18 protein-coding genes are annotated in these 25,536 nt (G+C 67.6%); 10 read left to right on the plus strand and 8 right to left on the minus strand.

Annotation, left to right across the window (positions count from 1 at the left end):
- Nucleotides 1-2 precede the first annotated feature (2 nt).
- From BLU17_RS18720 to BLU17_RS18735, 4 genes are read right to left on the minus strand one after another with little or no spacing between them, the layout of a single operon-like run.
- Nucleotides 3-1,634 carry an efflux transporter outer membrane subunit gene (locus tag BLU17_RS18720; protein WP_091999687.1) on the minus strand — a complete coding sequence of 544 codons (1,632 nt, stop codon included), beginning with the start codon at nt 1,632-1,634 and terminating at the stop codon, nt 3-5.
- Nucleotides 1,634-4,948: an efflux RND transporter permease subunit gene (locus tag BLU17_RS18725; RefSeq protein WP_091999475.1), complete on the minus strand. Its 3,315-nt coding sequence runs from the start codon at nt 4,946-4,948 to the stop codon at nt 1,634-1,636. The genes BLU17_RS18720 and BLU17_RS18725 overlap by 1 nt, the downstream gene beginning before the upstream one ends.
- Nucleotides 4,945-8,115, minus strand: a complete 3,171-nt coding sequence (locus BLU17_RS18730) for an efflux RND transporter permease subunit (protein WP_091999478.1) — start codon at nt 8,113-8,115, stop codon at nt 4,945-4,947. The genes BLU17_RS18725 and BLU17_RS18730 overlap by 4 nt, the downstream gene beginning before the upstream one ends.
- Nucleotides 8,116-8,133: 18 nt before the next feature.
- A complete protein-coding gene (locus BLU17_RS18735; RefSeq protein WP_091999690.1) occupies nt 8,134-9,480 on the minus strand; it encodes an efflux RND transporter periplasmic adaptor subunit in 1,347 nt (448 codons plus the stop codon).
- Nucleotides 9,481-9,905: 425 nt separating this feature from the next.
- Here BLU17_RS18735 and BLU17_RS18740 point away from each other — a divergent pair, with 425 nt between their 5' ends.
- Nucleotides 9,906-10,139, plus strand: coding sequence for a hypothetical protein (locus BLU17_RS18740; RefSeq protein ID WP_091999481.1), 234 nt, complete (start codon nt 9,906-9,908; stop codon nt 10,137-10,139).
- A 15-nt stretch (nt 10,140-10,154) separates the two neighbouring features.
- Here the strand turns inward: BLU17_RS18740 and BLU17_RS18745 are convergent, their stop codons facing one another.
- The gene (locus tag BLU17_RS18745; protein WP_091999483.1) at nt 10,155-10,955 is read right to left on the minus strand and encodes an AraC family transcriptional regulator; all 801 of its coding nucleotides are present in this window, start codon (nt 10,953-10,955) and stop codon (nt 10,155-10,157) included.
- A gap of 238 nt (nt 10,956-11,193) precedes the next feature.
- Here BLU17_RS18745 and BLU17_RS18750 point away from each other — a divergent pair, with 238 nt between their 5' ends.
- A complete protein-coding gene (locus tag BLU17_RS18750) occupies nt 11,194-12,666 on the plus strand; it encodes a J domain-containing protein (protein ID WP_091999485.1) in 1,473 nt (490 codons plus the stop codon).
- 55 nt (nt 12,667-12,721) lie between these two features.
- Here BLU17_RS18750 and BLU17_RS18755 read toward each other — a convergent pair whose 3' ends face one another.
- Nucleotides 12,722-13,144 carry a MarR family transcriptional regulator gene (locus tag BLU17_RS18755; protein ID WP_091999488.1) on the minus strand — a complete coding sequence of 141 codons (423 nt, stop codon included), beginning with the start codon at nt 13,142-13,144 and terminating at the stop codon, nt 12,722-12,724.
- A 236-nt stretch (nt 13,145-13,380) separates the two neighbouring features.
- On the opposite strand from BLU17_RS18755, the gene badH reads away from it, so the two are divergent.
- The 5 genes from badH to BLU17_RS18780 all read left to right on the plus strand — a co-directional run bounded on the left by badH (nt 13,381) and on the right by BLU17_RS18780 (nt 19,789).
- On the plus strand, nt 13,381-14,148 hold the full coding sequence (gene badH, locus BLU17_RS18760; protein WP_091999491.1) for a 2-hydroxycyclohexanecarboxyl-CoA dehydrogenase: 768 nt from the start codon (nt 13,381-13,383) through the stop codon (nt 14,146-14,148).
- A gap of 50 nt (nt 14,149-14,198) precedes the next feature.
- A complete protein-coding gene (gene badI, locus BLU17_RS18765) occupies nt 14,199-14,981 on the plus strand; it encodes a 2-ketocyclohexanecarboxyl-CoA hydrolase (RefSeq protein ID WP_091999494.1) in 783 nt (260 codons plus the stop codon).
- A 51-nt stretch (nt 14,982-15,032) separates the two neighbouring features.
- A complete protein-coding gene (gene aliB / locus BLU17_RS18770; RefSeq protein ID WP_091999497.1) occupies nt 15,033-16,184 on the plus strand; it encodes a cyclohexanecarboxyl-CoA dehydrogenase in 1,152 nt (383 codons plus the stop codon).
- A 46-nt stretch (nt 16,185-16,230) separates the two neighbouring features.
- Nucleotides 16,231-17,898: a cyclohexanecarboxylate-CoA ligase gene (gene aliA / locus BLU17_RS18775; RefSeq protein ID WP_091999500.1), complete on the plus strand. Its 1,668-nt coding sequence runs from the start codon at nt 16,231-16,233 to the stop codon at nt 17,896-17,898.
- Between the two features lie 280 nt (nt 17,899-18,178).
- On the plus strand, nt 18,179-19,789 hold the full coding sequence (locus BLU17_RS18780) for an AMP-binding protein (protein ID WP_091999502.1): 1,611 nt from the start codon (nt 18,179-18,181) through the stop codon (nt 19,787-19,789).
- 29 nt (nt 19,790-19,818) lie between these two features.
- Here BLU17_RS18780 and BLU17_RS18785 read toward each other — a convergent pair whose 3' ends face one another.
- Nucleotides 19,819-21,159, minus strand: coding sequence for a PucR family transcriptional regulator (locus BLU17_RS18785; protein WP_245746917.1), 1,341 nt, complete (start codon nt 21,157-21,159; stop codon nt 19,819-19,821).
- A gap of 293 nt (nt 21,160-21,452) precedes the next feature.
- Between BLU17_RS18785 and BLU17_RS18790 the strand changes: the two genes are divergently transcribed.
- The 3 genes from BLU17_RS18790 to BLU17_RS18800 are packed head-to-tail and all read left to right on the plus strand — an operon-like array spanning nt 21,453 to nt 23,606.
- On the plus strand, nt 21,453-22,211 hold the full coding sequence (locus tag BLU17_RS18790) for a hypothetical protein (protein ID WP_143189284.1): 759 nt from the start codon (nt 21,453-21,455) through the stop codon (nt 22,209-22,211).
- 43 nt (nt 22,212-22,254) lie between these two features.
- The gene (locus BLU17_RS18795; RefSeq protein WP_091999508.1) at nt 22,255-22,773 is read left to right on the plus strand and encodes a sigma-70 family RNA polymerase sigma factor; all 519 of its coding nucleotides are present in this window, start codon (nt 22,255-22,257) and stop codon (nt 22,771-22,773) included.
- Entirely contained in the window at nt 22,770-23,606 is an 837-nt protein-coding gene (locus BLU17_RS18800; protein ID WP_091999510.1) for an anti-sigma factor family protein, read from the plus strand. Before BLU17_RS18795 ends, BLU17_RS18800 begins: the two co-directional genes overlap by 4 nt.
- A 24-nt stretch (nt 23,607-23,630) precedes the next feature.
- Here the strand turns inward: BLU17_RS18800 and BLU17_RS18805 are convergent, their stop codons facing one another.
- A complete protein-coding gene (locus BLU17_RS18805) occupies nt 23,631-25,337 on the minus strand; it encodes a trypsin-like peptidase domain-containing protein (RefSeq protein WP_342713835.1) in 1,707 nt (568 codons plus the stop codon).
- Nucleotides 25,338-25,536 lie beyond the last annotated feature (199 nt).

The raw sequence follows: 25,536 nt of genomic DNA on the forward strand, positions 1-25,536 counted from the left end.
GCTCAAGGGCCGACGGTATGGCTTTGCGTCCGGCTCGCTTCGACGCCAGCTGGACCGCTCGCACTCGCACTCGCCGCGGCCGCTGCGGCGTCGGGCGCCGGCGTCATGACGCGCGCCGGATGCTGGGCATCGTGCAGCTCGCCGGACCATCCGCCGCCCAGGTCGCCGATCAGCGACGCCGTGTCGAGCAGCCGCTGCTGCTGGACGTTGAGCGCGCTCTGCTGGTTGCTCAGTTGCGTGGCGAGGGCCGTCGCGACCGTCGTGTAGTCCACCGTTCCCGCCTCGTACTCGTTCTGCGCGATTTGCGCGCCGTGGATCGCGTCGCGTACCGCGGCGTCGAGCACCTCTGCCTGCTGCGCGAGTATGCGCAGCGCCGAGAGATCGTTCTCCACGCCCTGGAACGCAGCGAGCACCGTGCCCCGATAGTTCGCCACCGCCGCGTCGTAGCCCGCGCGCGCGGCCGCCACCTGGCCGCCGCGCTGGCCGCCGTCGAAGATCGTCTGCGTCGCGCTCGCGCCGAGCGACCACACATAGTTGCTGATATGCAGCAACCCGGAAAGCGGCGACTGCGTGAACCCGTCGAGCGCGGTGAGCGAGATCGCCGGATAGTACGCAGCCACCGCCACGCCGATCGCCGCATTGGCCGAGGCCATCTGCCGCTCCGCCGTCGCGACGTCGGGCCGGCGCTGCAGCAGCGTGGAGGGCACGCCCGCCGGAATGACGGGCAGCATGGGCAGTTTCGCGCTGTGCGGGATATCGACTTCTTCGGGGTTGCGCCCCACGAGCACCGCGATGGCGTGCTCGTATTGCGCGCGCGCCACGCCCAGTGCGATCAGGCTCGCGCGCGCGGATTCGAGCTGCGTGCGCGCGGAGATGAGGTCGGACGGCGGAACGGTGCCCGCCTGGTCCTGGTTGGCGACCACGCGCAGGAAGTCCGTGTAGGCCTGCACGGTATGGGTGAGCAGGTCGATGTCGGCATCGGTGATGCGCAGGTCGATGACGGCGTTGGCGAGCGCGATCTGTTCGGACAACGTGGCATTGGCGAGCGTGGCTTCGCTCGCCTGCGCCGTGGCCGACTGCTCCTCGATCTGCCGGCGCACCTGGCCCCACAGGTCGAGGTCCCAGCTCGCGTTGGCCTCCAGCGTGCCGCCGTTGACGATGCGCGCGCCATTCGGCGTTGACGTGATGCTGCTCACGCTGCTGAGCGTGCCCGTGGAGGAGCGCTCGCGCGCGAGCGAACCGGTGGCGCCGATGACTGGAAAGAGGCTCGCGCGCGCCACGCGCACTTCGGCCAGCGCTTCCTGATAGTTCGCGTAGCTCTGCCGCACCGTCTGGTTCGACACCTCGACGAGCGGCTCCAGTTCGTCGAGCAGCGGGTCCTGGAAGGCGGACCACCATTCGCCCTTGGGCCCCTGCGCGGCGTCGGGCTCGGCCTGGGTCCAGCCGGGCAGCTCTTTCCACGTGGCCGGCACGGCAACCTGGGGCCGATGGTAATCCGGCCCGACCATGCAGCCCGCGAGCAGCAACGCGGCGGCGAGCGGGACGAGCTGGACGAGCGGCAGCAGCCGTGCTCTCGCGCGCCGGGCGGCGCAAGGAAAGGTTCGCGTGAGCGATCGGTCAAAGCGGGTCTTCATCATGATGCGCTCTCATCGGCCTGACGATTCCACGGCAGGCGCGCGGCCCAGCGCGCGAGGCGCGCGCGCAGGCGGTCGAGGAACAGGTAAATCACAGGCGTGGTGTACAGCGTAAAGACCTGGCTCAGGATCAGGCCGCCCATGACCGTCACGCCGAGCGGCTGACGCAGCGAGCCCCCCTGGCCGATGCCGATGGCGAGCGGCACCGCGCCGAGCACGGCCGCGAAGGTCGTCATCATGATCGGGCGCAGACGCACCACGGCGGCTTCGTGAATCGCGCCGCGCGCGTCCATGCCGCCGTTGCGCTGCAGCTGGATCGCGACGTCGACCATCATGATGCCGTTCTTCTTCACGATACCGATCAGCAGAATGATGCCGATCATCGCGATCACCGAGAACGGCGTGCCGAAGATCAGCATGGCGAGCGTGGCGCCAATGCCGGCCGAGGGCAGCGTCGAGAGGATCGTGAGCGGGTGGATGGTGTTTTCGTAGAGCACGCCCAGCACGATGTAGACCACGGCGAGCGCGGCGACGATGAGGAGCGGCACGGTGCCCATCGATTGCGCGTAGGCTTGCGCCGCGCCCGCGAAGGCGCCGTGGATCGACGCGGGCATGCCGATGTTGCGCTCGGCCTGCTCGATGATCCGGCCGGCTTCGGAAAGCGAGCCGCCCTTGGGCAGGTTGAACGAGATCGTGCCCGCCACTTCCGTGCCCTGGTGATTGACCTGGGTGGCCGTGTGGCGCGTTTTCCAGTCCATGAGCGCCATGAGGGGCACCATGGTTTCCGCGGCCGTGCTGTCCGCGCTGCCGCTCGAGCTGCCGCCCTTGCTGTTGGCGATCGCATTGTTCTGCTGGTTGGCCACGGCGTTGGCGTTGCGCGCGTTGGTGTTGCCGCTCGCGGCGCTTGTCGTGGTCACGGAGGTGAAAGGCGTGACGCCCGAAATGACGCTTTCCGGCATCTGGGTTTGCGCGGCGCCGCTCGCGTTGCCTGCCGCCGTGCTCAGCCAGATGCGGTCGAACGACTGCGGAAACTGCCAGTACTGCGGCGCGACTTCCATCACGACGAAGTACTGGTTGATCGCGTTGTAGATGGTCGACACGGTGCGCTGGCCGAAGGCGTCGTAGAGCACATTGTCGACCTGGTTCGGATCGAAGCCATAGCGCTTGGCGGTCGCGCGTTGCACGGTCATGTAGGCCTCCAGACCATTTTGCTGCAGGTCGGAGTTCACATCCATCATCTGGTCGCGGTGCCTGTTCAGCTCGTCCACGAGACGCGGTACCCACGTGAAGAGCGCGTCGGCGTCGTCGCTCGTGAGCGTGTACTGATACTCGGCCGCCGACTGCCGCCCGCCGATCTGCAAGTCCTGCTGCGCCTGCATGAAGAGGCGCGCGCCCGAAACGGCGTTGAGCTTCGGGCGCAGGCGGTTCACGACCTCGGTGGCCGAAAGACGCCGCTCGGAAATGGGCTTCAGCTCGACGAAGACGGTGGCCGTATTGAGCGCGCGGCCGCCCGTGAAGCCGGCCACCGACTCCACGGCGGGATCGGCTTTCACGATGGCCTGCAACTGCGCGAGCTTCTTCTCCATCGCCGTAAACGAAATGCTCTGGTCGGCAATGATCTGCCCGATCAGGATGCCCGTGTCCTGCTCGGGGAAGAACGTGCCGGAAAGCAGCCGCGCGAGAAATACGTTGCCGACCAGCAGCGCGAACAGGATGAAGATCGTGAGCCGCGCATGATCGAGCGCGACATCGAGCGAGCGCGAGTAGAACTGCCTGAAGCGCTCGAACTGCGCCTCGATCCACACGGCGGCGCGCGAGGGCTTGCGATGCAGCGCCTCGCGCTTGAGCACGTAGGCGCACATGGTGGGCGTGACGGTGAGCGAGATCACGAGCGAGATGAGGATCGCGATCGAGAGCGTCATCGCGAACTCGTGAAAGAGCAGGCCCACGATGCCGGGCATGAGCAGGATCGGCAGGAACACGGCGATGAGCGAGAGGCTCATCGAAAGCACCGTAAAGCCCACTTCGCCCGCGCCGACCAGCGCCGCTTCCTTCGGATCGAGCCCGGCCTCCACGTGGCGCACGATGTTTTCGAGCACCACCACGGCGTCGTCCACCACGAAGCCGGTGCCGATGGTGAGCGCCATGAGCGAAAGATTGTCGATGCTGTAGCCGAGCAGGTACATCGGCCCGAACGTGCCGACGATGGAAAGCGGCAGCGCCACGGCGGGAATGAGCGTGGCGCGCGGCGAGAGCAGGAACACGAACACCACGCCGATCACGAGCAGCACGGCGATAAAGAGCGTGCGCTCGGTGTCGGCCACGGAGGCGCGCACGGATTCGGAGCGGTCGATCGCCACGTTCACCTTGATCGTGGCGGGCAGCGCGGCCTCGATCGAAGGCAGGCGCGCCCGGATCTGCTGCACCGTTTTCACGACGTTGCTGCCCGGCATGGGGTAGACGATCACGAGCACGGACGACTTGCCGTTGTAGAGCCCCGCGTTGCGTATGTTCTCGTTCGAATCGATGACCGAGGCCACGTCGCGCAGGAACACGGGCGCGCCGTTGCGATAGGCGATCACGATGTCGCGGAACGGCGCGGCATTGCTGATCTGGTCGTTCGAGAGCACCTGGTAGCGCTGGTCGCCCTGGTCGATGTGGCCTTTGGCGCTGTTCGCGTTGGCCGCGCCGATGGACGCGCGCACGTCTTCGAGGCCGATGCCGTAGCTGTTGAGCTTGCCGGGCTCGAGCTCCACGCGCACCGAGGGCAATGCGCCGCCGCCCAGCGTGATCTGGCCCACGCCGTCCACCTGCGAGAGCTGCTGCATGATGACCGAATCGGCGGAATCGTAGAGCTGCGCCTTCGTGAGGGTGTCGGAGGTGAGCGCGAGCACCATGATCGGCGCGCTCGCGGGATTGTACTGGCGGTAAGTCGGATTGCTGCGCAGCGTGGTGGGCAGGTCGGCGCGCGCGGCCTGGATGGCGGCTTCCACGTCGCGCGCCGCGCCGTTGATGTCGCGGTTCAGCCCGAACACGACCACGATGAGCGACGAGCCCGTGTTGCTGATCGACGTGAGCTGCGACACGTCGGCGATCGTCCCGAGGCGCCGCTCCAGCGGCTCGGCCACGGTGGACGCCATGATGTCCGGGCTTGCGCCCGCCATGTTGGCCTGCACCACGATCACCGGATAGGCGATGTTGGGCAGCGGCGCCACCGGCAGCCGGAAAAAGGCCAGCGCCCCCGAAATGAGGATCGCGATCGCGAGCAGCGAAGTCGCGACCGGCCGCCGGATGAAGAGCGCCGAAAGATTCACGGCGTGCCCTCGGGCGCCGGCGGCGCGTTGCCGTTCGCGCCGGTGCCGCCGCCATTGCCTGCATCGCCGCCGGCGTCGCTTTCAGGTTTGCGCTTGCGGCCGAAGCGCTGCGCGAGGCGGTCGAAGAACAGATAGATCACGGGCGTGGTGAAGAGCGTGAGCATCTGCGAGAGCGTGAGGCCGCCGATGATCGCGAGCCCCAGCGGGCGGCGCAGCTCCGAGCCCGTGCCGCTGCCGAGCAGCATGGGCAGCGCGCCGAGCATGGCCGCGAGCGTGGTCATGAGAATCGGCCGGAAACGCAGCAGCGAGGCCTCGAAAATCGCCTCGCGCGGCGGCTTGCCGTGCACGCGTTCGGCTTCGAGCGCGAAGTCCACCATCATGATGGCGTTCTTCTTGACGATGCCGATCAGGAGCACGATGCCGATGATGCCGATCACATCGAGATCCTTGCCCGCGATCATCAGCGCGAGCAGCGCGCCGATGCCGGCCGAGGGCAGCGTCGAGAGAATCGTGACCGGATGCACGTAGCTCTCGTAGAGCACGCCCAGCACGATATATACGGCCACGAGCGCCGCGATCAGCAAATAGACCTCGCTCGACAGCGAATCCTCGAACGCCTGCGCCGCGCCCTGGAACGACGACGTGATCGAAGGCGGCAGGTTCACCGCGGCCTCGGCCTTGCGCACGTCGCGCACGGCGGCGGAGAGCGAGGCGCCGTCGGCGAGATTGAACGAGATCGTCACCGAGGGGAACTGCGCGAGGTGGCTGATCATGAGCGGCGAGCGCGTGATGCTGATCTTCGCAATGCCCTTGAGCGGCACTTGCCCCTCGCTGCTCGTCTGGCTCGGCAGATAGAGATCGCCGAGCGACTCGACCGTGGGCAGCGCCTCGGGCTTCGCCACCAGAATCACGCGGTACTGGTCCGACTGCTGGAAGATGGTCGAGACGATGCGCTGGCCGAGCGCGTCGTAGAGCGCATTGTCGATGGTCGCCGCCGTGATGCCGTAGCGCGCCGCGAGCTGGCGGTTCACCTCGACGTTCACGGAGAGGCCGTCGGTGTTGAGATCGCTCGTGACGTCGCGGATCGACGCAATCTGCTTCATGCGCGCGACGAGCGCGGGCACGTACTGCTGGAACGCTTCCTGGCTCGGCCCGCGCAGCACGAAGTTGTACTGGTTGCGCGACACCGTGGTGTCGAGCGTGAGATCCTGCTCGGGCTGCACGTACAGGCGGATGCCCGGCACCTTCGCGACCGACTGCTGGATGCGCCGCCCGATCGCGTCGGCGGTTTCGGAGCGGTCGTCGTGCGGCTTCAGGTTGATGAGGAAGCGTCCGTTGTTGAGCGTGTTGTTGATGCCGTCGATGCCCACGTACGAGGTGAGCGACACCACATCGGGGTCCTTGAGAATTTCCTCGGCGAGCGCGGCCTGGCGCTGCACCATCGCGCGGTAGGAAATGGAATTGTCGGCCACGCTGATGCCCTGGAGCACGCCCACGTCCTGCACCGGGAAGAGGCCCTTGGGAATCGTGACGTAAAGCGCCGCGGTGAGCACCACCGTCGCCACGGCCACGACGAGCGTGAGCGTCTGATGGTCGAGCACCCAGCGCAGGCCGCGTTCGTAGGCGTCGAGCGTCCTGTTGAAAAGCCCCTCGCTGATGCGCTCGAAGCGGCTCGGGTGGCGTTCGGCCTGGGCGCGCAGGATGCGCGCGCACAGCATCGGCACGACGGTGAGCGAGACCACGGCCGACAGCACGATGGTCACCGCGAGCGTGACGGCGAACTCGCCGAACAGGCGCCCGATCACGCCGCCCATGAAAAGCAGCGGAATCAGCACGGCGATGAGCGAGATCGTCAGCGAGAGAATCGTGAAGCCGATCTGCCCCGCGCCCTTTAGCGCCGCCTGCAAGGGTTTGTCGCCTTCTTCGAGGTAGCGCACGATGTTCTCGATCATCACGATCGAGTCGTCCACGACGAAGCCCGTGGCGATGATGAGCGCCATGAGCGAAAGATTGTCGATCGAGTAGCCGAGCTCGTACATGATCGCGAGCGTGCCGATCAGCGAAACCGGCACCGAGATGCTCGGAATGATGGTGGCGGGCACGTTGCGCAGGAACACGAAGATCACGGCCACCACGAGCGCCACGGCGAGCACGAGCTCGAACGCCGCGTCGCTCACCGAAGCGCGGATCACGCCCACGCTGTTCGACACCACCGTGACCTGCATGCCCGCGGGCAGCGTCGATTCGAGCTGCGGCAGTTGCCGCATGATCTGGTTGACGGTGGCGATCACGTTCGCGCCCGGCTGGCGCTGCACGTTCAGCACGATCGCGGGCGTCCTGTTGTACCAGGCGCCGCGCTCCACGTCCTGCGCCGCCGTGGAAACGCGCGCCACGTCGCGCATGAAAACGGGCGAACCGTTCTGGTACGCGATGACCGTGTCTTCGTAGTCCCTGGGGTCCGAGATCTGGTCGTTGGAGTTGATGGTGTAGTTGAGGTCCGGGCCGTCGAAGTTGCCCTTCGGGTTGCTCACGTTGACGTTCGCGAGCAGCGTGCGCAGGTCGTCGAGATTGAGGCCGTAGGCGGCGAGCTTGTGCGGGTCGGCTTCCACGCGCACGGCCGGCACGTTGCCGCCCGCCGTGGTGACGAGGCCCACGCCAGGCACTTCGGAAATCTTGGTGGCGAGGCGGTTGTTGGCCGCGTCCTGCAACTGCGTGAGCGACATCGACTTCGACGTGACCGCAAGCGTGAGGATGGGCTGGTCGGCCGGATTGACCTTGGCGTAGGTCGGCGGCGCGGGCAGGCCGCTCGGCAGGAAGCTGTTGGCCGCGTTGATGGCCTGCTGCACGTTCTGTTCGGCCACGTCGAGGTTCAACGAGAGATCGAACTGCAGCGTGATGATCGAGGCGCCCTCCGAACTGTACGAGATCATCTGCTGCAGGCCCGGTATTTCGCCGAGCTGCACTTCGAGCGGCGCGGTGACGGTGGTCGCCATCACGTTCGGGCTCGCGCCCGGATAAAAGGTCTGCACCTGGATGGTGGGATAGTCCACCGCAGGCAGCGAGGAGACCGGCAGGAACTTCATCGCGACGAGGCCGACCAGCACCATCGCGATCATCAGAAGCGACGTTGCGACCGGCCGCAGGATGAAAAGGCGCGAAATATTCATCAGGGCGGGGTCCGGGCGTTAGCCGGCTTGCGAGGCCGCGGCGCTCGCGTCGGAGGCGCTCGGGGCCGTCGCGCCGGGTTCGCTCGACACGCCCGGCGTGCTCGCGCGATGCGGTGCGCTCGCGCCGCCCACGCCGCTCGCTGCCCCGGCATGCGTGGCGGGCCGCGTGGCCGCGGGCTGGATTTTCGCGCCGTCGTTGAGGCGGTCGAGCCCGTCGGTCACGACATGCTGGCCCGCCTGCAGGCCCGAGGCGATCACCGTGTAGCGGCCGTCGCCCGGTCCGAGCGTGACCTTGTGGACCGACACGGTGTTGTCGGCGTTCACGAGATAGACATAATCGCCGGGCGCGCCGGTCTGCACGGCCGGCGTGGGCACGAGCACGGCGTTCTGCAGCGTGTCGACGAGCAGCGTCACGTTGACGAACTCGTTGGGAAAGAGCGTTTCGTCGTCGTTGGGCAGGCTCGCGCGCAGCGTGACCGTGCCGGTGGCCGTGGCCATCTGGTTGCTGATCGCGAAGAGTGTGCCGGTGGCGAGCTCGCGCGCGTTGTCGCTGCTGTAGACGGTGACCGGCAGTTTCGCGCCGGCGTTCACGCGCTGGAGCACATTGCCGAGTGCGGTTTGCGGGATCGCGAACTGGACCGTGGTGGGCTTCATCGTCGTGATGACGGCGATGCCCGTGGAGCTCGACGACGTCACGTAGTTGCCCGGATCGACGAGCCGCAGGCCCACGCGCCCCGAAACCGGCGCCGTGATGCGGCAGTAGATGAGATCGAGCTCGAAGAGCCTGACGTTGGCGATGTCGGCTTTCACCGCGGCCTCGTACTGCTTGACGAGGAACTGCTGGTCGCTGAAGGTCTGCTCGGCGATGGACCGTTTCTCGTTCAACTGCGTGTAGCGCACGAGGTCCGCGCGCGCCTGCGCGAGCAGCGCCTGGTCCTTGGCCAGTTGCGCCTGCGCCTGCTCCTTGCTGATTTCGTACTGGCGCGGGTCGATTTGCGCGAGGAACTGCCCCTTCACGACGTCCTGACCTTCCTTGTAGCCCACTTCGGTGAGGTAGCCGCTGATTTGCGGCAGCACCGTGACGGTGGCGATGGGCGTGACGGTGCCGAGCGCGTTGAGCGTCACGGGCATGGGCCCGAGCGTGGCGGCGGCTACGGTGACGACCTGCGGCGCCGCGCCGTGCCCGGTCGTCTTGTTGCGCACGATATGCACGACGACGAGCGCGATCAGCACGATCACGACGATGGCGAGAACGAGCGGGCCGAGCCTGCGCCGCTTCGGTGCGCGCGGCGGGGGCGCTGGCGCAGGTGGCGGGGGCGGCGAGGGGGGCTGGGGCGCGGGTTGCGTCTGCGGGACGTCGCTCATGCCTGCCTCCGGGAGGTCGAGCCGACGTGCTGGGCGGTGCGGCTCGCGCGTGATGAAAACAATGAAGGGATAAACCATGCCGGCATGCGTTGCGGCCTGGCCGCTTCTCGATACTGCCGGTGATTGTCGGGTCGCTGCATACGTATTCTCGTGATTGTTATGCCGTCCAGGCCGGGCCTTGCCATGCAGCGAAGGCCGAGACTCGCAGTCTAACCAACTCGTGTGCAAATTTCGAAACGTTGGTTATTTGAAAGGTTATCGTGTGTTACCGGCCAGCCGGGCTCGCGATGCGCGCCGATGTCGGGCCGCTATGCCGCGTGGCGCCTTGCCGGGTCCCGCGCAATGCAATGCAGAAATGCTTGTTTGCGTGCGCGCGCGGGCAAGCCTAGATTGGAAGCGGTCAACGCCTTTGCAAGGAGCACGCGATGTCGAAGTCGATCATGCCGGCCTGGTTTGCGCGGCACGTGCTTGCGCGCCGCGGTCGCGCCGGTGCGCCGCCCACGCCGCCCGCATCGCCCGCATCGCCCGCAGGCGAGCCCGACGCGGCGCGCGAGCCCGAGCGACTCGAGCGGATTGCCTGTTATGCACGGGCCGGTTACTTCAATATGGGCTACACGCCCGACATGTATCCGTTCGTGGGCGACCTTCCTCCGCATTGAGCCAGCCGATGCGCGTCACTGCGCCGCGTTTTCGTCGGCGAAACCCAGCGTGCCTGCCGGGCGGAACTCGCTGGGCGGCGTGCCCAGTTCGCGGCGGAACATGTCGCTGAAACTGCTCGGCAGATAGCCGAGCGCGCGCGCCACGGCGCTCACGGGCTGGCCTTGCGCGAGGCGCGACACCGCTACGGCGAGTTGCACCTGGCGGCGCCATTGCGCAAATCCCATTCCAAGTTCGCGTGTGAAGAGCCGCGCGAGCGTGCGTACGCTCGCGCCGACCGTTGCGGCATGTTGCTCGAAGCCGATATCGGCCGACGGGTTGTCGATCACGGTGCGGCACAGCAGGGCGAGCCGGCGGTCGGACGCACCGGGCAGCGGAATGCGCAGCGTGGAGCGCGGCGCGCGCGCGAGTTCGATCGTCGCGAGACCGTAGGCCGCGGCGAGCCAGGCGTCGTCGTCGCGCGCGCGTTCGGCGAGGCTCGTGATGAGCTCGCGCAGCAGGCCGTTGATTTCGAACACTTCGCAGCGCTCGCTCAGGTGCCGGCTGTCGCGCTCGTGCAGATAGAGGTTGCGCATCTCGACGGCGCTCAGCATGTGGATGGCGTGCTGTGTGCCCGGCGGCAGCCACACGGCGCGCTGCGGCGGCACGACGAGCGCCTCGCGCCCGACTTCCACCCACATCACGCCGGAAACGGCGTAGAGCACCTGCGCCCAGGTATGCGAGTGCGGTTCGATCTGGAGCCCGCGCGGATAGTAGCGCGCGAGCGACCGGCCGTGCCCGGGTTGGCCGTCGAGTACGGGGGGCGCGGCTTGGGGCATGGTGGGAAACTCTCCGCGGTTGACCAGATCTGTGCTCGCTCGCGTGGCCGTCGGATTGACGACGCCGCCCGCGTGCGACCGTCACGCTAGCACGGTTGGATGCTCGCCGGAAGCGCGTGCGGCGCCGCCGCGCTGTTTTTGCGCATTGCGGCACGCACCGGTAATATGAGGCGATTTACCGGGCCGGGCGCCCGCGCCTCGCATTTCCCGCTCACGAACGCATCCGATCCCGCGATGCATGACGAAGGCCGGCGTCGTCTATCCGTTCGGCTTCCCCTCGCCTGAAGAGGAGACCGAAGTATTGCTGCGCATGCCGCCTCAGCTCACGCGGCCGCTCGCGCAGACCCTCGCGGTCATTGCCGCGGACTGCCGCGCGGCGTTCGCGCGCGAAGACCTGCAAGCGCGTTTTCCTCGCGGTGCCTCATCGACCGGGCCGCGCTCGTGCCGCGCGCGGGCGACGGGGAGCGAGCGGGCGACGAGCGGGAGGCGCACGGCGGTTTTCTTGCCGGCGCCGGCGCGTTGCACTACCTTGAACAGGGAGGCGTTGCGACCCTCGCAGCCCCCGTCCACCGACGATCACAGACAGGTCATGCCAGGCCACGATTACCGACCCGTGGATTACGACCGCCTCTACTACCGGCTCGATCTGGAGCCGGGCGCGAACGAGGCGGACATCAAGCACCACTATCGCCATCTCGCGCAAATCCTGCATCCGGACAAGTGGCGGCACCCCACGGCTGCTTCGATGCGTTGGGCCGACGAGCAGTTCAAGCGCGTCAAGGAAGCGCGCGAGCTGCTGGAGGCCTATTGGTCCGTGCATCACGCGCCACCGGTGAGCCGCTCGGCGCTGAGCGTCGCGCAGGCCGAGCAGTTGCACGCGCAGATGCAGTCGCTGCTGGCGCAGCGCGAACGCGTGCGCGGCGAACTCGATGCGCTGCGCGCCGAGCGCAGGCAGACGTTCGACGAAATCCGGCGCATGAAGCTCGAGCGCGACGCGCTGCGCGGCGAGGTCGCGGGGTTGCGCGACGCGGCGCAGGCGCGCGAGCCTCAGCCGGAAACCGGGCCCCAAGCCGTCGAGACGGCTTCGCGCACGAGCGGCGTGCGCGATTTCCTCTTTTCGAAATTCGAAGATCCTTCGCGCGGCTGGCTTCTCACGCTCTCCGCGAGCGTGTTCGTCTGCGTCGTGATCTTCGTCGTCGCACATGTCGTCGTGGGCTTGCTGCTCGCGCCGATTGCGCGCTTCGAGGCCGGGCGCTGGCTTGCAAACCTGCTGCAGTGGGCGCTCGTGGCGGGTGGTGTCGTGCTCGCCTTCGGCTGGGGCTGGGCGCAGCGCACGTTGTACCGCGCCGCGCGCGCGGGGCGCGAGCACGCGGTGGCGTTGCCCGCAGATGAAGCGTGCCGCCGCGTGAGCGCGGCGTTGCGTCACGAACCTCACTATGGCGCCGACTGGCGCATCGATTCGTACGAAGCTGCACCCGACGAGACGCAATTCGCGCTGCGCGCCGTGCTGCGTTTCTCGCCCGGCGCGCAAAGCGCCGCACGCTCCCACACGGTGACGTTTCACTGCCGGGCGCGCGCGGCGGGGCCGGCGCAAACGTCGCTTGCGTATGATTTCCACGCGGCAGCGCCCACGTGGTGGCTCGTGCCTTCCGCCCGCGTGGTGCGCGATCTGCGCAAGCGGCTCGACGGCGATCTCGGCGCGCCGCGCTGAGGCGGCGGTCCGGCCGCCGCCTTCGATCGGAGACGAAAGCGGAAGGGGGCAGCGCTCAAGCCTCGTCTTCCGCCGCGCGATCGCCTTCGTCGATGCGCTTCATGTTCTCCAGCAGCTTGAGCAGATAGTGCAGCGCATGCGTCATGTCATCCGACGAAAAATTGCCGAGCACATCCTCGTAGTACGCCTGGATTTTCGGAACGGCCTGCTGAGCCCACAGCTTGCGGCCCGGTCCGGTCATGCACACGAGACGCGACCGGCGGTCGCGCGTATCCGCCCGGGTGCTCACATGGCCGTCGCGTTCCATCCGGCTGATGAGGCCCGAGAGGTTCTGGCGGCTCACCATCAAATAGCGCGCGAGGTCTCCCACGCTCATGCCCGGCTGCGCGTCCTCGCGCGAAAGCGCGCCGAGCACGGCCCATTGCTGCGTCGTCAATCCTTCCGCTTCCACGGCACGGGTGCCGGTTTTATGCAACATGTTTGCGCATTGATAGAGCCGGAAGAATAGCCGGTTGGCGAGATCAAAACGGCTTGAATCCGATAATTTTACGGTTTTTTGCAAGGGTTTCTCCTGGTGTTTCCGCTCTTGTCTTCGATCTGGGTGTTACCTAGTATACGTCAACATGTTTACCTAAATAAAAGGCGGCCCGGAGGTTGAGCCGGCGTCGAAGCGGCCAATGTTACTGCTCCCGCGAATGGGAATGGAGGATCACGGTGCGAAAACTCGAAGGCAAGACGGTGGTGGTGACGGGCGGCGGCGGCGGGATCGGCGGGGCAACGTGCCGGCGCTTTGCAGCGGAGGGCGCTCGCGTGGCGGTGCTCGATCTGTCGTTCGAAGCCGCGCTGAAGGTGGCCGGGGCGATTCACGAAAACGGCGGCGAGGCGCTGGCGCTGCGCTGCGACATCACGAACCGCGCCGAGGTCGAAGCGGCGCTCGCGCAAACCGAAGCGCAACTCGGTCCCGTGGACGTGCTCGTGAACAACGCGGGCTGGGACGTCTTCCGGCCGTTCACGAAGACCGAGCCGGCGCAGTGGGACAAGCTCATCGCCATCAATCTCACGGGCGCGCTGCACATGCATCACGCCGTGCTGCCCGGCATGGTCGAGCGCAAGCGCGGGCGCATCGTCAACATCGCTTCCGATGCGGCGCGCGTGGGTTCGTCGGGCGAAGCGGTCTACGCGGCGTGCAAGGGCGGGCTCGTGGCGTTTTCGAAAACCATCGCGCGAGAACATGCACGCCACGGCGTCACCGTGAACGTGGTGTGCCCCGGCCCGACCGACACCGCGCTCTTTGCCGACTACAAGGAAGGCGCGGGCAATCCGGAAAAGCTGCTCGAAGCGTTCCAGCGCTCCATTCCGCTTGGCCGCATTGGCCAGCCCGACGACCTGCCGGGCGCCATCGTGTTTTTCGCGAGCGACGACGCGAGCTACATCACGGGCCAGGTCTTGAGCGTGTCGGGCGGCCTGACCATGGCCGGCTGAATATCTCCGGGCTTCCCGCCCTCGACGACGAAACTGCAAAGGCATCGATCATGAACTACGAAGACATCCTTTACGAAGTGCGCGGCGGCGCCGCATGGATCACCATCAACCGGCCCGACAAGATGAATGCGTTTCGCGGCCGCACCTGCGACGAACTGATTCACGCGATCAACAAGGCGGGCTACGACCGCGAGATCGGCGTGATCGTGTTGGCGGGCGCGGGCGACAAGGCATTTTGCACGGGCGGAGACCAGTCCGCGCACACGGGACAATACGACGGGCGCGGCACGATCGGCCTGCCGATGGAAGAACTGCATGCCGCGATTCGCGACGTGCCCAAGCCCGTGATCGCGCGCGTGCAAGGGTACGCGGTGGGCGGCGGCAACGTGCTGTGCACGATCTGCGATTTCACCATCGCCTCGGAAAAGGCCGTGTTCGCTCAGGCGGGCCCGAGGGTGGGGTCCGTCGATCCGGGCTACGGCACGGCGTTTCTCGCGCGCGTGGTGGGCGAGAAGAAGGCGCGCGAGATCTGGTATCTGTGCCGCCGCTATCCGGCCGCGGAGGCGCTGGCAATGGGCCTCGTGAATGCCGTCGTGCCGCACGCGCAACTCGACGCCGAAGTGCAGAAGTGGTGCGACGAGATCATGGAGAAGAGTCCTGCGGCCATTGCCATTGCCAAGCGCTCGTTCAACATGGACACCGCGCATCAGGCGGGTATTGCAGGCATGGGCATGTATGCACTCAAGCTCTATTACGACACCGAGGAATCGCGCGAGGGCGTGCGCGCCTTCCAGGAAAAGCGCAAGCCCGAATTTCGCAAGTATGCCAAATGAGCGCGTCTTCTCAACGATAAGGATCGCGAAGTACATAATCCAGGAGACGTCATGAACCCTTATATCGACGAAGACCTCGCCGCGCTCGGCGAACATGCGCGGCGTTTCGCGCAGGGTCGCGTCGCTCCCGGCTTCATCGAGCGCGACACCACGCGCGTGCTCGATCGCCGCCTCATGCGCGAAATGGGCGAGTTGGGCTTCATCGCGCCGGAACTGCCGGAGCAGTATGGCGGCCAGGGCCTTGGCTGCCTTGCCGCCGGCGTGATTCACGAGGAGATCGCACGCGCGGACCTGAGCCTCTCGTATGTCAATCTGCTCGCGTCACTCAATGGACAGATTCTCGCGCAGCACGCCGCGCCCGATATTGCTCGCCCCTGGCTCGAACGCCTCACGCAAGGCCGTGCGTTGCTCGCCATCGCGCTCACGGAACCGCGCGGCGGCTCCGACGCCGCGAGCCTGCGCCTGAAGATGGAGCGCGTGGGCGACCACTACGTGCTCAACGGCGAAAAGACTTCGATATCCGCTGCGGACCAGGCCGATGCCGCCGTGGTGTTCGCGCGCACCGGCAGCGTGGAAGACGGCGCGCGCGGCGTTTCCGCGATTCTCGTGCCCATGGACCTGCCGGGCATCACGCGCAGCCGGTTCGACTGTCACGGCCAGCGCGCAATTGGACGCGGCTCGATTTTCTTCGAGAACGTGCGCGTGCCCGTGGATCACCGGCTCGGAGACGAGGGAAAGGGCTTCGTGCAGGTGATGCAAGGCTTCGACTTCTCGCGTGCGCTGATCGGCCTGCAGGTGCTTGCGGTGGCGAATGTCAGCCTCGAGGAAACCTGGGCGTACGTTGCACAGCGCGAAGCGTTCGGCAAGCCGCTTTCGGCATTTCAGGGCGTGTCGCATCCGCTGGCCGAATACGCGACACAGGTGGAGGCCGCGCGCCTGCTGTGCCTGCAAACGCTCTGGCTCAAGGACCGAGGTCTGCCTCATACGGCCGAGGCCGCCATGTGCAAGTGGTGGGGGCCGAAGCTCGCCTACGACGTGGTGCATCAGTGCCTGCTTTCGTTCGGGCACGGAGGCTACGATCGCGGGCCGCTCGAACAGCGCCTGCGCGACGTGCTGGGCTTCCAGATCGGCGACGGCACGGCTCAGATCATGAAGACCGTCATCGCGCGTGCGAACGCGGGCCGCGACGCGGTGCCGGCATGATGCGCGCCGTTTGCGAGGTTTCCTTTCACGCCACCGGAGGCAGGACATGGAGTTCGACGCGGTACTGATCGGGCCGCGCCGCGCGCGGGAGGAAGCGCGGCGCTGGTGGCCCGGGCGCACGATCAACGACGAGCTCGACGCCTGCGTGGCCGAATGTCCCGGCAAGATCGCGCTCACGGCCGTATGCATCGGCGACGGGCAGGCCACGCGTTTCACCTATGCGCAGATGGCCCGCATGGCCGACCGCATTGCGGTGGGGCTTGCGCGCCTTGGCGTTGGGCGCGCCGACGTGGTGTCGATCCAGTTGCCCAACTGCTGGCAGTTCACGCTGCTCTATCTGGCGTGTTCGCGCATTGGCGCGGTGCTCAATCCGCTCATGCCGATCTTCCGCGAACGCGAACTCTCGTTCATGCTCAATCACGGGGGCAGCAAGGTGATGATCGTGCCGCAGCGCTTTCGCGGCTTCGACTACGAAGCCATGCTGCGCGCGCTGCAACCCGAATTGCCCGCGCTTCGGCATCTTGTCGTTGTGGGCGCAACGAACGAGGGCGCTCCCGCGCCGTACAGCTTCGAGGCGCTGCTCGGCGGCCCGCGCTGGGAAGAATCGAGCGATGCCGAAGCGATTCTCACGCGCCACCGCCCCGGCCCCGACGACGTGACGCAACTGCTGTACACCTCGGGTACGACGGGCGAGCCCAAGGGCGTGATGCATACGGCGAACACGCTGTTCTCGAACATCCTTCCTTATGCGCGGGCCATGCGCCTTGGGCGCGAGGACACCGTGTTGATGGCGTCGCCGATGGCGCATCAAACCGGCTTCATGTACGGCCTGATGATGCCGATCGCGCTGCGCGCAAGCGCCGTGCTGCAAGACGTTTGGCAGCCCGAGGCCGCGCTCGCGCTGATCGCGCAGGAGCGCGCGACGTTCACGATGGCGTCCACGGCATTCCTGGGCGATCTGGCCGACGCGGCCGGCAAAACCGGCACGCGCGTGCCGACACTGCGCACGTTCCTGTGCGCGGGCGCGCCGATTCCCGGCGCGCTGGTCGAACGCGCAAGAGAGGCGCTGGGTGCGAAGATCGTGTCGGCGTGGGGCATGACCGAGCTGGGTGCGGTGACGCTCACGCGTCTGGACGACGATGACGAGCGCGCCTTCACGACCGACGGCGCTCCGCTGCCGGGCGTCGAAGCGAAGGTGGCCGACGAAAGCGGCCGCACGTTGGCGGCGAACGTGGCGGGGCGGCTCTTCGTGCGCGCGTGCTCCGCGTTCGGCGGATACCTCAAGCGAGCGCATCTCAACGCGACGGACGCCGAAGGCTGGTTCGATACCGGTGACCTGGCGACCCTCGACGAACGCGGCTACATCCGCATCTGCGGGCGCAGCAAGGACGTAATCATTCGCGGCGGCGAGAACATCCCGGTGGTGGAGATCGAGTCGCTGCTCTACCGGCATCCCGCCATCGCGCAGGTCGCGATCGTCGCGTATGCCGATGCGCGGCTCGGCGAGCGCGCCTGTGCCGTGGTCGTGCCGAAACCGGGCGAGGCCGTCGATCTGCCTTCGCTCGTGGATTTCCTCAAGGCGGGCAAGGTCGCCGTGCAGTATCTGCCCGAGCGATTGCTGCTGCTGGAGGCCATGCCGTCCACGCCGGCGGGGAAGGTGCAAAAGTTCCGTCTGCGAGAAATGCTGCGCGAACTCGATACCCGGCGACCCTGAACGGGCTCCGGGCGCGACGGGGGGCGCGAGCGCCACGGGACGAAGGGCAATGCCGGGCTTTCGCGCGCGGCGCGGCGGGTGCGGGTTAGCAAACGTGCGTGGCGCGTGGAACCGCGATTAGCGCGTGGCATCGCACTGGCTTCGTCGCCGGGGGCGTTTTGTGACTTTTCACAATCGCGTTGTCCGCTTTCCCAGTTCTCCCGGCGTGAGCGACCCCGTAGGATGGAGGGCAGAAGACGCGGCGCCACGCTGCCAGGCCGCGCATCCAACGGAGACGAACGTGTCGAAAGCCCCCTGGCTCGCCAGCTATGGCGAGATTCCCGCTACCATCGATCCCAACGTATATGCTTCGCTAGCGCATCTGTTCGACGAAGCGATGCGCGAGCACGCGCACCGGCCGGCATTGCGCGCGGGCGACACCACGCTCAGCTATGCCGACGTCGATCGTCTCTCGCGCAATTTCGCGGCGTATCTTCAGCACGCGGGCGTGAAAAAGGGCGACCGCGTCGCCGTCATGCTGCCGAACCTGCTTGCGTTTCCTGTTGCGCTCATCGGCATCGTGCGGGCCGGGGCGGTTCAGGTGAACGTGAATCCGCTTTACACGCCTCGCGAACTTCAGCATCAGCTCGCCGATTCGGGCGCGCAAACGCTCGTGGTATTCGAAGCCGCGCTGCCGACCTTCGAGGCGATCAAGGCGCATACGGACGTGAAGACGGTACTGAGCGTCGCGGCAACCGATGGCGCCGACGCCGGCGGCGAGCGCGCGGCCAGGCCAGGCTCGTTTGCAGCCGCGCTCGCGCAAGGTGCCGCGTTGCCGTTCGAGGCCCCCACGTTGTGCGGCGACGACGCGCTCTTCCTGCAATACACGGGCGGGACGACCGGGCTTTCCAAAGGCGCGCTGCTCACGCATCGCAATCTCGTCGCCAACGTCGAGCAGTTCAGGACCTTCATGCCCGGCTTCATGACGCCGGGCGAGGAAGTGGTCGTCACCGCGCTGCCGCTCTATCACATCTTCGCGCTCACGGTGAATCTCATCACCTACTTCTCGATCGGCGCGGAAAACTGGCTCGTTGCGAACGCACGCGATCTCGACGGACTGATCGACGTATTCAAGGCCGCGCGCCCCACGAGCTTCATGGGCGTGAACACGCTCTATGCGGGGCTCGTTGCGCATCCGCGAATCGGCGAGATCGATTTTTCGCGGCTGCGGCTCGCGGGCGGTGGCGGCGCCGCGATCATTCCCACGGTTTCGGCGCGCTGGCAGGAAATTACGGGCGGCTTCATCCGCGAAGGCTATGGGCTGTCGGAGACGAGCCCGGTGCTGTCGTTCAACCCGGCGAGCGTCGACCGCTTCACGGGGACCACGGGGCTGCCGGTGCCGTCCACGCAGGTCAAGCTGCTCAACGACGGCGTGGAGGCCGCGCCGGGAGAGGGGGGCGAGATCTGCGTGAAAGGCCCGCAGGTGATGCAGGGCTACTGGAACCAGCCCGAGGCCACGCGCGCGGCCTTCACCGAGGACGGCTACTTCCGCACCGGCGACGTGGGCGTGTTCGACGCGCGCGGCTTCCTGCGCATCGTGGATCGCTCGAAGGACATGATCCTCGTTTCGGGCTTCAACGTGTACCCGAATGAAATCGAGGCGGTCGTGACCGCGATGCCGGGCGTGGCCGAATGCGCGTGCGTAGGCATGGCCGACGAACGAAGCGGCGAGGCCGTGCACGTGTTCGTGGTGCCCGCGCGGGAGGCGGTGCTGAGCGAGGAAGCGGTGATCGCACATTGCCGCGCGCAACTCGCGGCATACAAGGTGCCGCGCGTGGTGAGCTTCGTGGAGGCGCTGCCGAAATCGACGGTCGGGAAGATCCTGCGGCGGGAGTTGCGCGGGGCGAGTTGACGTTGGCGGCGCGCGGCGCGGCGTGTCGTTCAGCGCGCCGCGCTTTTGGCCTTCTTCGCTCCCCCCCGCTCTTTCTTCTGCTTCTTCGTGACGTCGCGCTCCGCGCCTTGCGTCGCTCCCCGCAGCTTGAGCGCGATGTCGAGCCGCGCGATCCAGTGCGCGTCATCGAGCTTCGCGCCCAGCAGCGTTTCGATACGTTCCAGCCGGTAGTCGAGCGTATTCGGATGCACGCCGAGCGCTTCGGCCGTCTGGCGCCGGCGCTGCCCGCTCGCAAACCAGGCTTCTAGCGTCGCCAGCAGATCCGCTTCCGTCGCGAGTTGTCCAGCTAGCGAGACGAGATAACGCAGCACGTTGGCGCTGCTGCGTACGCTTTCCTCGATGGCGATCGACGAAAAGCGGTGTACGCGCGCGGCGTTGCCGTTCTCTTCGTCGCCCGTGCCACTGCCGCGCGGCGCGAAATCCACGGCCTTGAGCGCCTCTTCCACCGAGGCCGCCCAGCCGTGCGCCCCTTCGTTCATGAGCCCGATGCCGATGCTGCGCACGCGCGGCTCGGCGCGCGCGAGCGCGCCCGCGTGCTCGGCCGCGCGCTGGTCGTTGCGCGTCATCGAGTCTCCGCGCACGCACGGCAGCCAGAACACGAGCCGCTCGCGGTGCCACGCGCGCACGAGCGCATCCGGTTTCAGCTCGAAGTGACGCGCGGCGCTGAGTGCGAAGCGGTCGAGCGCATCTTCGCGCACCGACGGCGCATGGTCGCGCAAGTCGAGATCGACGGCGAGCGCGATGCGCGGCAGCGTGGCGTCGAGGCCGAGCGCCTCGACGGTCTCGCGAAAGCGCGCGGCGTCGTCGGGGGCATGGAACACGAGGTCGTAGAGCTGCTGCAGGAGCGAGCCGCGCCAGCGCGCCTGCTGGTGCTGCTCGTCGAGATAGGCTTCGGCGATGTGTTCGGCCATCGCGTCGAAGTAATCGAGCAGATAGGGCGAAATTTCGAATAACAGTTCGTGCGCGAGCGTCGGTTCGGCCTCCGCGAATTCCGTGCAGGTGCGCCATAGCTCGCGCGCACCGAGGCGAAACGCGCGCAGCAGCGAGCGCAACGGCACGTTCTGGTGCACGCGGCGGCGCGCGAACGCGGCAATCTGCTCCATGACCGCCGTGGTGGGCGGCGAGCCGTCGAGCAGGCACTGGAACCACAGGTTGGCCGAGAACGCGATCGAGGCGAAGATGTCCTTGCGGGCCGCCGCCGTGAGCGCGCTATAGCCTTCGAGCGAGAGCAGCGTCTCGTAGGTCCGTTCGACGGCCTTCGGCGGGGTTTTGGCAAGCGTGCGCAGCCTGCTGCGCAGGCGTGTGCTGACGGGAGGAACGGGAGGCGGCACGGTGAGTTCACGGTTTCGGGTGAGACGACTCCCACGAGTGTACTCAGCGCCTTGCTACCGCGTCGAGAGCCTGGGCAACGTGGGGCTGCATGCCGCTGCGGACGGCGTGCGTCCGCACACGCGCCGTCTTCGCGACGCCCTGGTCGCGCGCTCCGGACGCGCTCGCAAGCCAAAATCCGAACATTACCGGGGGCGGATAGCGTTCTTTTTTAAGCCGAAGCGGCCGGTGAGCCGCTCATCCGGCGCACGGCGGCATTTTCGATCCCCGGCGCGGAATAATCGGCGCATGTCCCGTGTTAGCCCCGCATCGCCACACCCAGCATCGCTCCACGATCATGAAGTTCCGCGGGCCGCTCGACGAGCAGCCGGTTTCCGAAGCCGATATCCAGGCCTATAGCGACGGCACGCTCGCGCTCGCGCGGGCGGCGCACGTGCGCCGCTACCTTGCCGGGAGGCCCGGCGAGTGGCATCGGATCCTGTTTTACCGGCGCCTGAACGCGCAGATTCGCCATGCGTATCCCGCGCGGATGGCGCGGCAGCCCGCCGCGCAGGCCCGGCGCAGGCGCGCATTGCTGCGCTACGCTATGGCTCTCGCTGCCGCGTTTGCGCTGGCGGGCGCCGCGCTGGCGTGGGTCGCGGTATCGGAGCCGTCGCAACAGATGTTGAACGACGCCGCCGTCATGGCGCTGATGGAGGCGGAAAACACGAGGTCCGAGGCGCCGCCGGAAGCGGCGGTGCGCCCGCCGTTCGATCTCGGCGCGGCGGGCTTGCGGTACGTCGGCGGCGGCGCGGTACGGGTTGGCCCGTTTGCGAGCGCGCAACGCTACGTCTACGAAAACGGCGAGGGCGAGCGCGTGGTGCTGCTGGGCACGCGCGCCTGGCTGGCCGGCGCCGCGCCCCAGTGGAGCGCGCACCGCGCGGGGCCGCTGCGGCTTTTGATGTGGCGCCAGCGCGGCACGCGCTGGGTGCTCGCGGGCGACGCGCAAACGCGCGGGCTGATGCGCGCGGCGGACCTCGCGACGATGCCGCCGCGCGATGACGATGGATCGTGAACGCACGCGACGAAGCAACCCGCGATGCAACCCGGGATGAAACATGGACATCCGTGACGAGCTGATAGAACACGTGCCGCGCCTGCGACGTTACGCGCGGGCGCTGATCAACAACCGCGAGCTGGCCGACGACCTCGTGCAGGACACGCTCGAACGCGCGATTGCCCGCACGGAGCTGTTTCGTTCGGGGACCGACCTGCGCGCGTGGCTTTTCACGATCATGCACAACATCTTCGTGAACCAGGTGCGCAAGTCGGCGGCGCGCGGCGCGCACGTTTCCGTCGACGACGAGAGCGTGCCCGAAGCCGACTACGCCGTGCCCGCAAGCCAGATGGGCACGCTCGAGGTGCGCGACCTCGATTACGCGCTGCAGCGCCTGCCTGTGGAGCAGCGCGAGGTCGTATTGCTGGTGGGGCTGGAGGAAATGAGTTATGCCGATGTCGCATTGGCGCTCGACATACCGATCGGCACGGTCATGTCGCGTCTGTCGAGGGGGCGTGAGCGCCTGCGCGCGCTCATGGCCGGTTCCGTCCCGCGTGCGAATCTGAAGGTGGTGCGATGAGCGAGCAACAAAATCCCGTCACGCAGGACGAGATCCACGCCTACGTGGACGGCACGCTTTCCGAGGCGCGCCGCGCCGACGTGGAGCGCGAACTCGAGCGCAACCCCGATCTCGCCACGCGCGCGAGCGACTTCTTCGCGTTGAACAACCTGCTGCACGAGCGTTACGATCGCGTGCTCAACGAGCCGCTGCCCGCGCGCCTGCGCATCGCCGCGCCTTCGCGCGAAACGCAAAAGGCGCGCGCCGCTGCGAACTGGCCGCGCTTCGCGGGCCTCGCGGCGACGCTCGTGCTCGGTGTGGGCATCGGCTGGGGCACGCACTATGGCATGAGCACCACGAGCATATCCGGCGGCGCGCCGGACGGCGGCGCCCTGCATGCGGTGAGCGCGGACGGCACGGAGCGTTTCGCCCGGCAAGCGGCGCTCGCGCACGTCGTCTACATGCCGACGGTCGCCCGGCCCGACACGATGGGCGACAGCCAGGAGCAGGACTTCGTGAAGTGGCTCGCCAGCCGGCTCGGCACCAACGTTCACGCGCCGATGCTCTCGAGGAGCGGCTTCGAGCTTTCCGGCGGCCGCTTGCTGCCGGGTGACGACGGCGGCGAAGTTGCGCAGTTCATGTATCACGACGCGCAAGGCGAGCGCGTGACGCTGTGCATCTCGCACCGCAAGACGAGCGCCAACACCACGGCGTTCAAGCTGTATCAGGACGGCCCCGTGAACGTGTTTTACTGGGTGGACGGCGACTTCGGCTACGCGCTGTCGGGAGGCATCGACCGCAAGGCGCTGCTGCAGCTCGCGCACGACGTCTACGCCCAGTTGACGCCACGCTAGCGCCCGCCGCGCGGACCGCCGCCGCTACCTGACCTTGACGGCGACGAAACTGCGCGCGTTGTCGCGCTGGATCAGAAGCGACATGCTTTTCGTCGCCTTCGCTTCGAGGGCGGCGGCTTCGTCCTGCGTTTCGACCAGCGTGTCATTGAGTGACAGCACCACGTCGCCGGGCCGCACGCCCGCACTCGCGGCCGGGCCGATCGATGCCTCCACCATCAGACCCAGCGGCAGGCCCGTCGAGCGCTTTTCGTCGGCGCTCAGCGCGTGCGTGACGAGGCCGAGGCGGTCCGCCGCGCGGCGCGGCGCCGGTGCGGCGGCCGGTTGTGCGGGGGCGCTCGCGTTCGTCATCACCGTCTTGACAGCCCGCACGTCGCCTGGCGGCGCCTTGCTCACCGCGTCCGCCGTGCCTGGCGCGTCGGCCGCTTGCGCGGCTTGCGCCGCCGGATCTGCATCAGACGCTTTCTGCTCGAATGCCGTGTTCGAGAATCCCGTCGTGGTCGGCTGCCGGTTGCGGATTATCTTGAGCGAGGCCGGCGTGGCGGGCGGCACGGCGGCGAGCGCGGCGGCAAGCGTCGTGGCGCGCTCGACGGGCTTGCCGCCGACCTGCACGATCACGTCGCCGGTCCTGATGCCCGCCTGGCCGATGGGCGACGCGGGATCGACGGCGTCGACGAGCGCGCCTCCGGCATGCGGCAAGCCGAGCGCCGCCGCGAGCCCGGGGCTCACGTCCTCGACCTGCATGCCGAAGGTGCGGACCGTGGCGGCATTGCCGGCATTGGCGTTGCTGGCGGCGCCGGCTGTCGGGCCCTGGCGCGCCGCCTGCAACTGCTCGCGGAATTCGTTGGCCGCGTCGATCGGAATCGCGAAGGTCAGGCCTGCGTAGCGGCCGCCGTCAGCGTAGATCTGCACGCCGATGCCGATGACTTCGCCCGCGCGATTGAAGAGCGGGCCGCCGGAGTTGTCGGGATTGACCGCCACGTCGGTCTGGAGGAACGGAAACGCCTTGCCGTCGGGCAGCGTGCGCGAGGTCGCGCTGACGATGCCGGTGGTCACGGTGTTCTGATAGCTGTCCGGCGACCCGATCGAAAGTACCGGCTCGCCGACATGCACCTTCGGTGCAACGGCGAGCTTCACGAACGGCAGATCGTGAGCATCGATCTGCAGCACGGCGACATCGCTTTGCGGATCCACGGCGAGCACCTCCGCCTTGAACTCGCGCTTGTCGGTGAGCCGCACGGTGACTTCTTCGGCGCTGTCCACGACATGCGCCGTAGTCAGCACGACGCCGTCGGGGCTCACGATGAAGCCGGAGCCCGCGCCCGTCATCACGCGCGGCGCGCCGGCGTCGGCGTCGGACGCCGGCCGCGGCGCGCGCCGGAAGAACGCGAAGAACGGGTCGTCGGCGTCGATGGCTTCCTGCTCGGGCGGCGCGGCCTGGTCGTCCGCGCCGCGCGCGATCACGTGCACGACGGCTGGACCATATTGCTGGGCGAGAGAGAAAAAGTCCGGCGCGGCCATGGCGGTCGCCGCCGTGGCCGCGGTGGCCGTGGCTGGCGTGGCCTTGGGGGGCTTGTCGGCGGCGGTTTTGTCGGCAGCGTGCTTTTCCGCTGCGGGTTTGGCGGACGCCGGAGGTGGCGACGCCGCGTTCGCCTCGCAATGGAAGGCGCTGGCGAACGCCAGGGCAAGCGCGGCCGCGAAGCGCGAAGTGCGGGCGAAGTTCAGGCGGAGCACAGCACACCTCCCAGTGGTCATCGTGCTGGCGGGCGGCACACGATCGCCGGTAGCAATCGGTGCCGACGCACATAGTGTAGTCACGCCGCGAGGCAATTGGGGGGCAGGGTTTGTCCTGTAGCGCACGAAAAGCGGCGCGGCGCCGCCACGGCGCATCGGAGGAAATCGTCGCGTGCTTGCGAACGCGCGTGGGAGGGGT

It is taken from the genome of Paraburkholderia lycopersici (assembly GCF_900096975.1).
Classification (GTDB): Bacteria; Pseudomonadota; Gammaproteobacteria; order Burkholderiales; family Burkholderiaceae; genus Paraburkholderia; species Paraburkholderia lycopersici.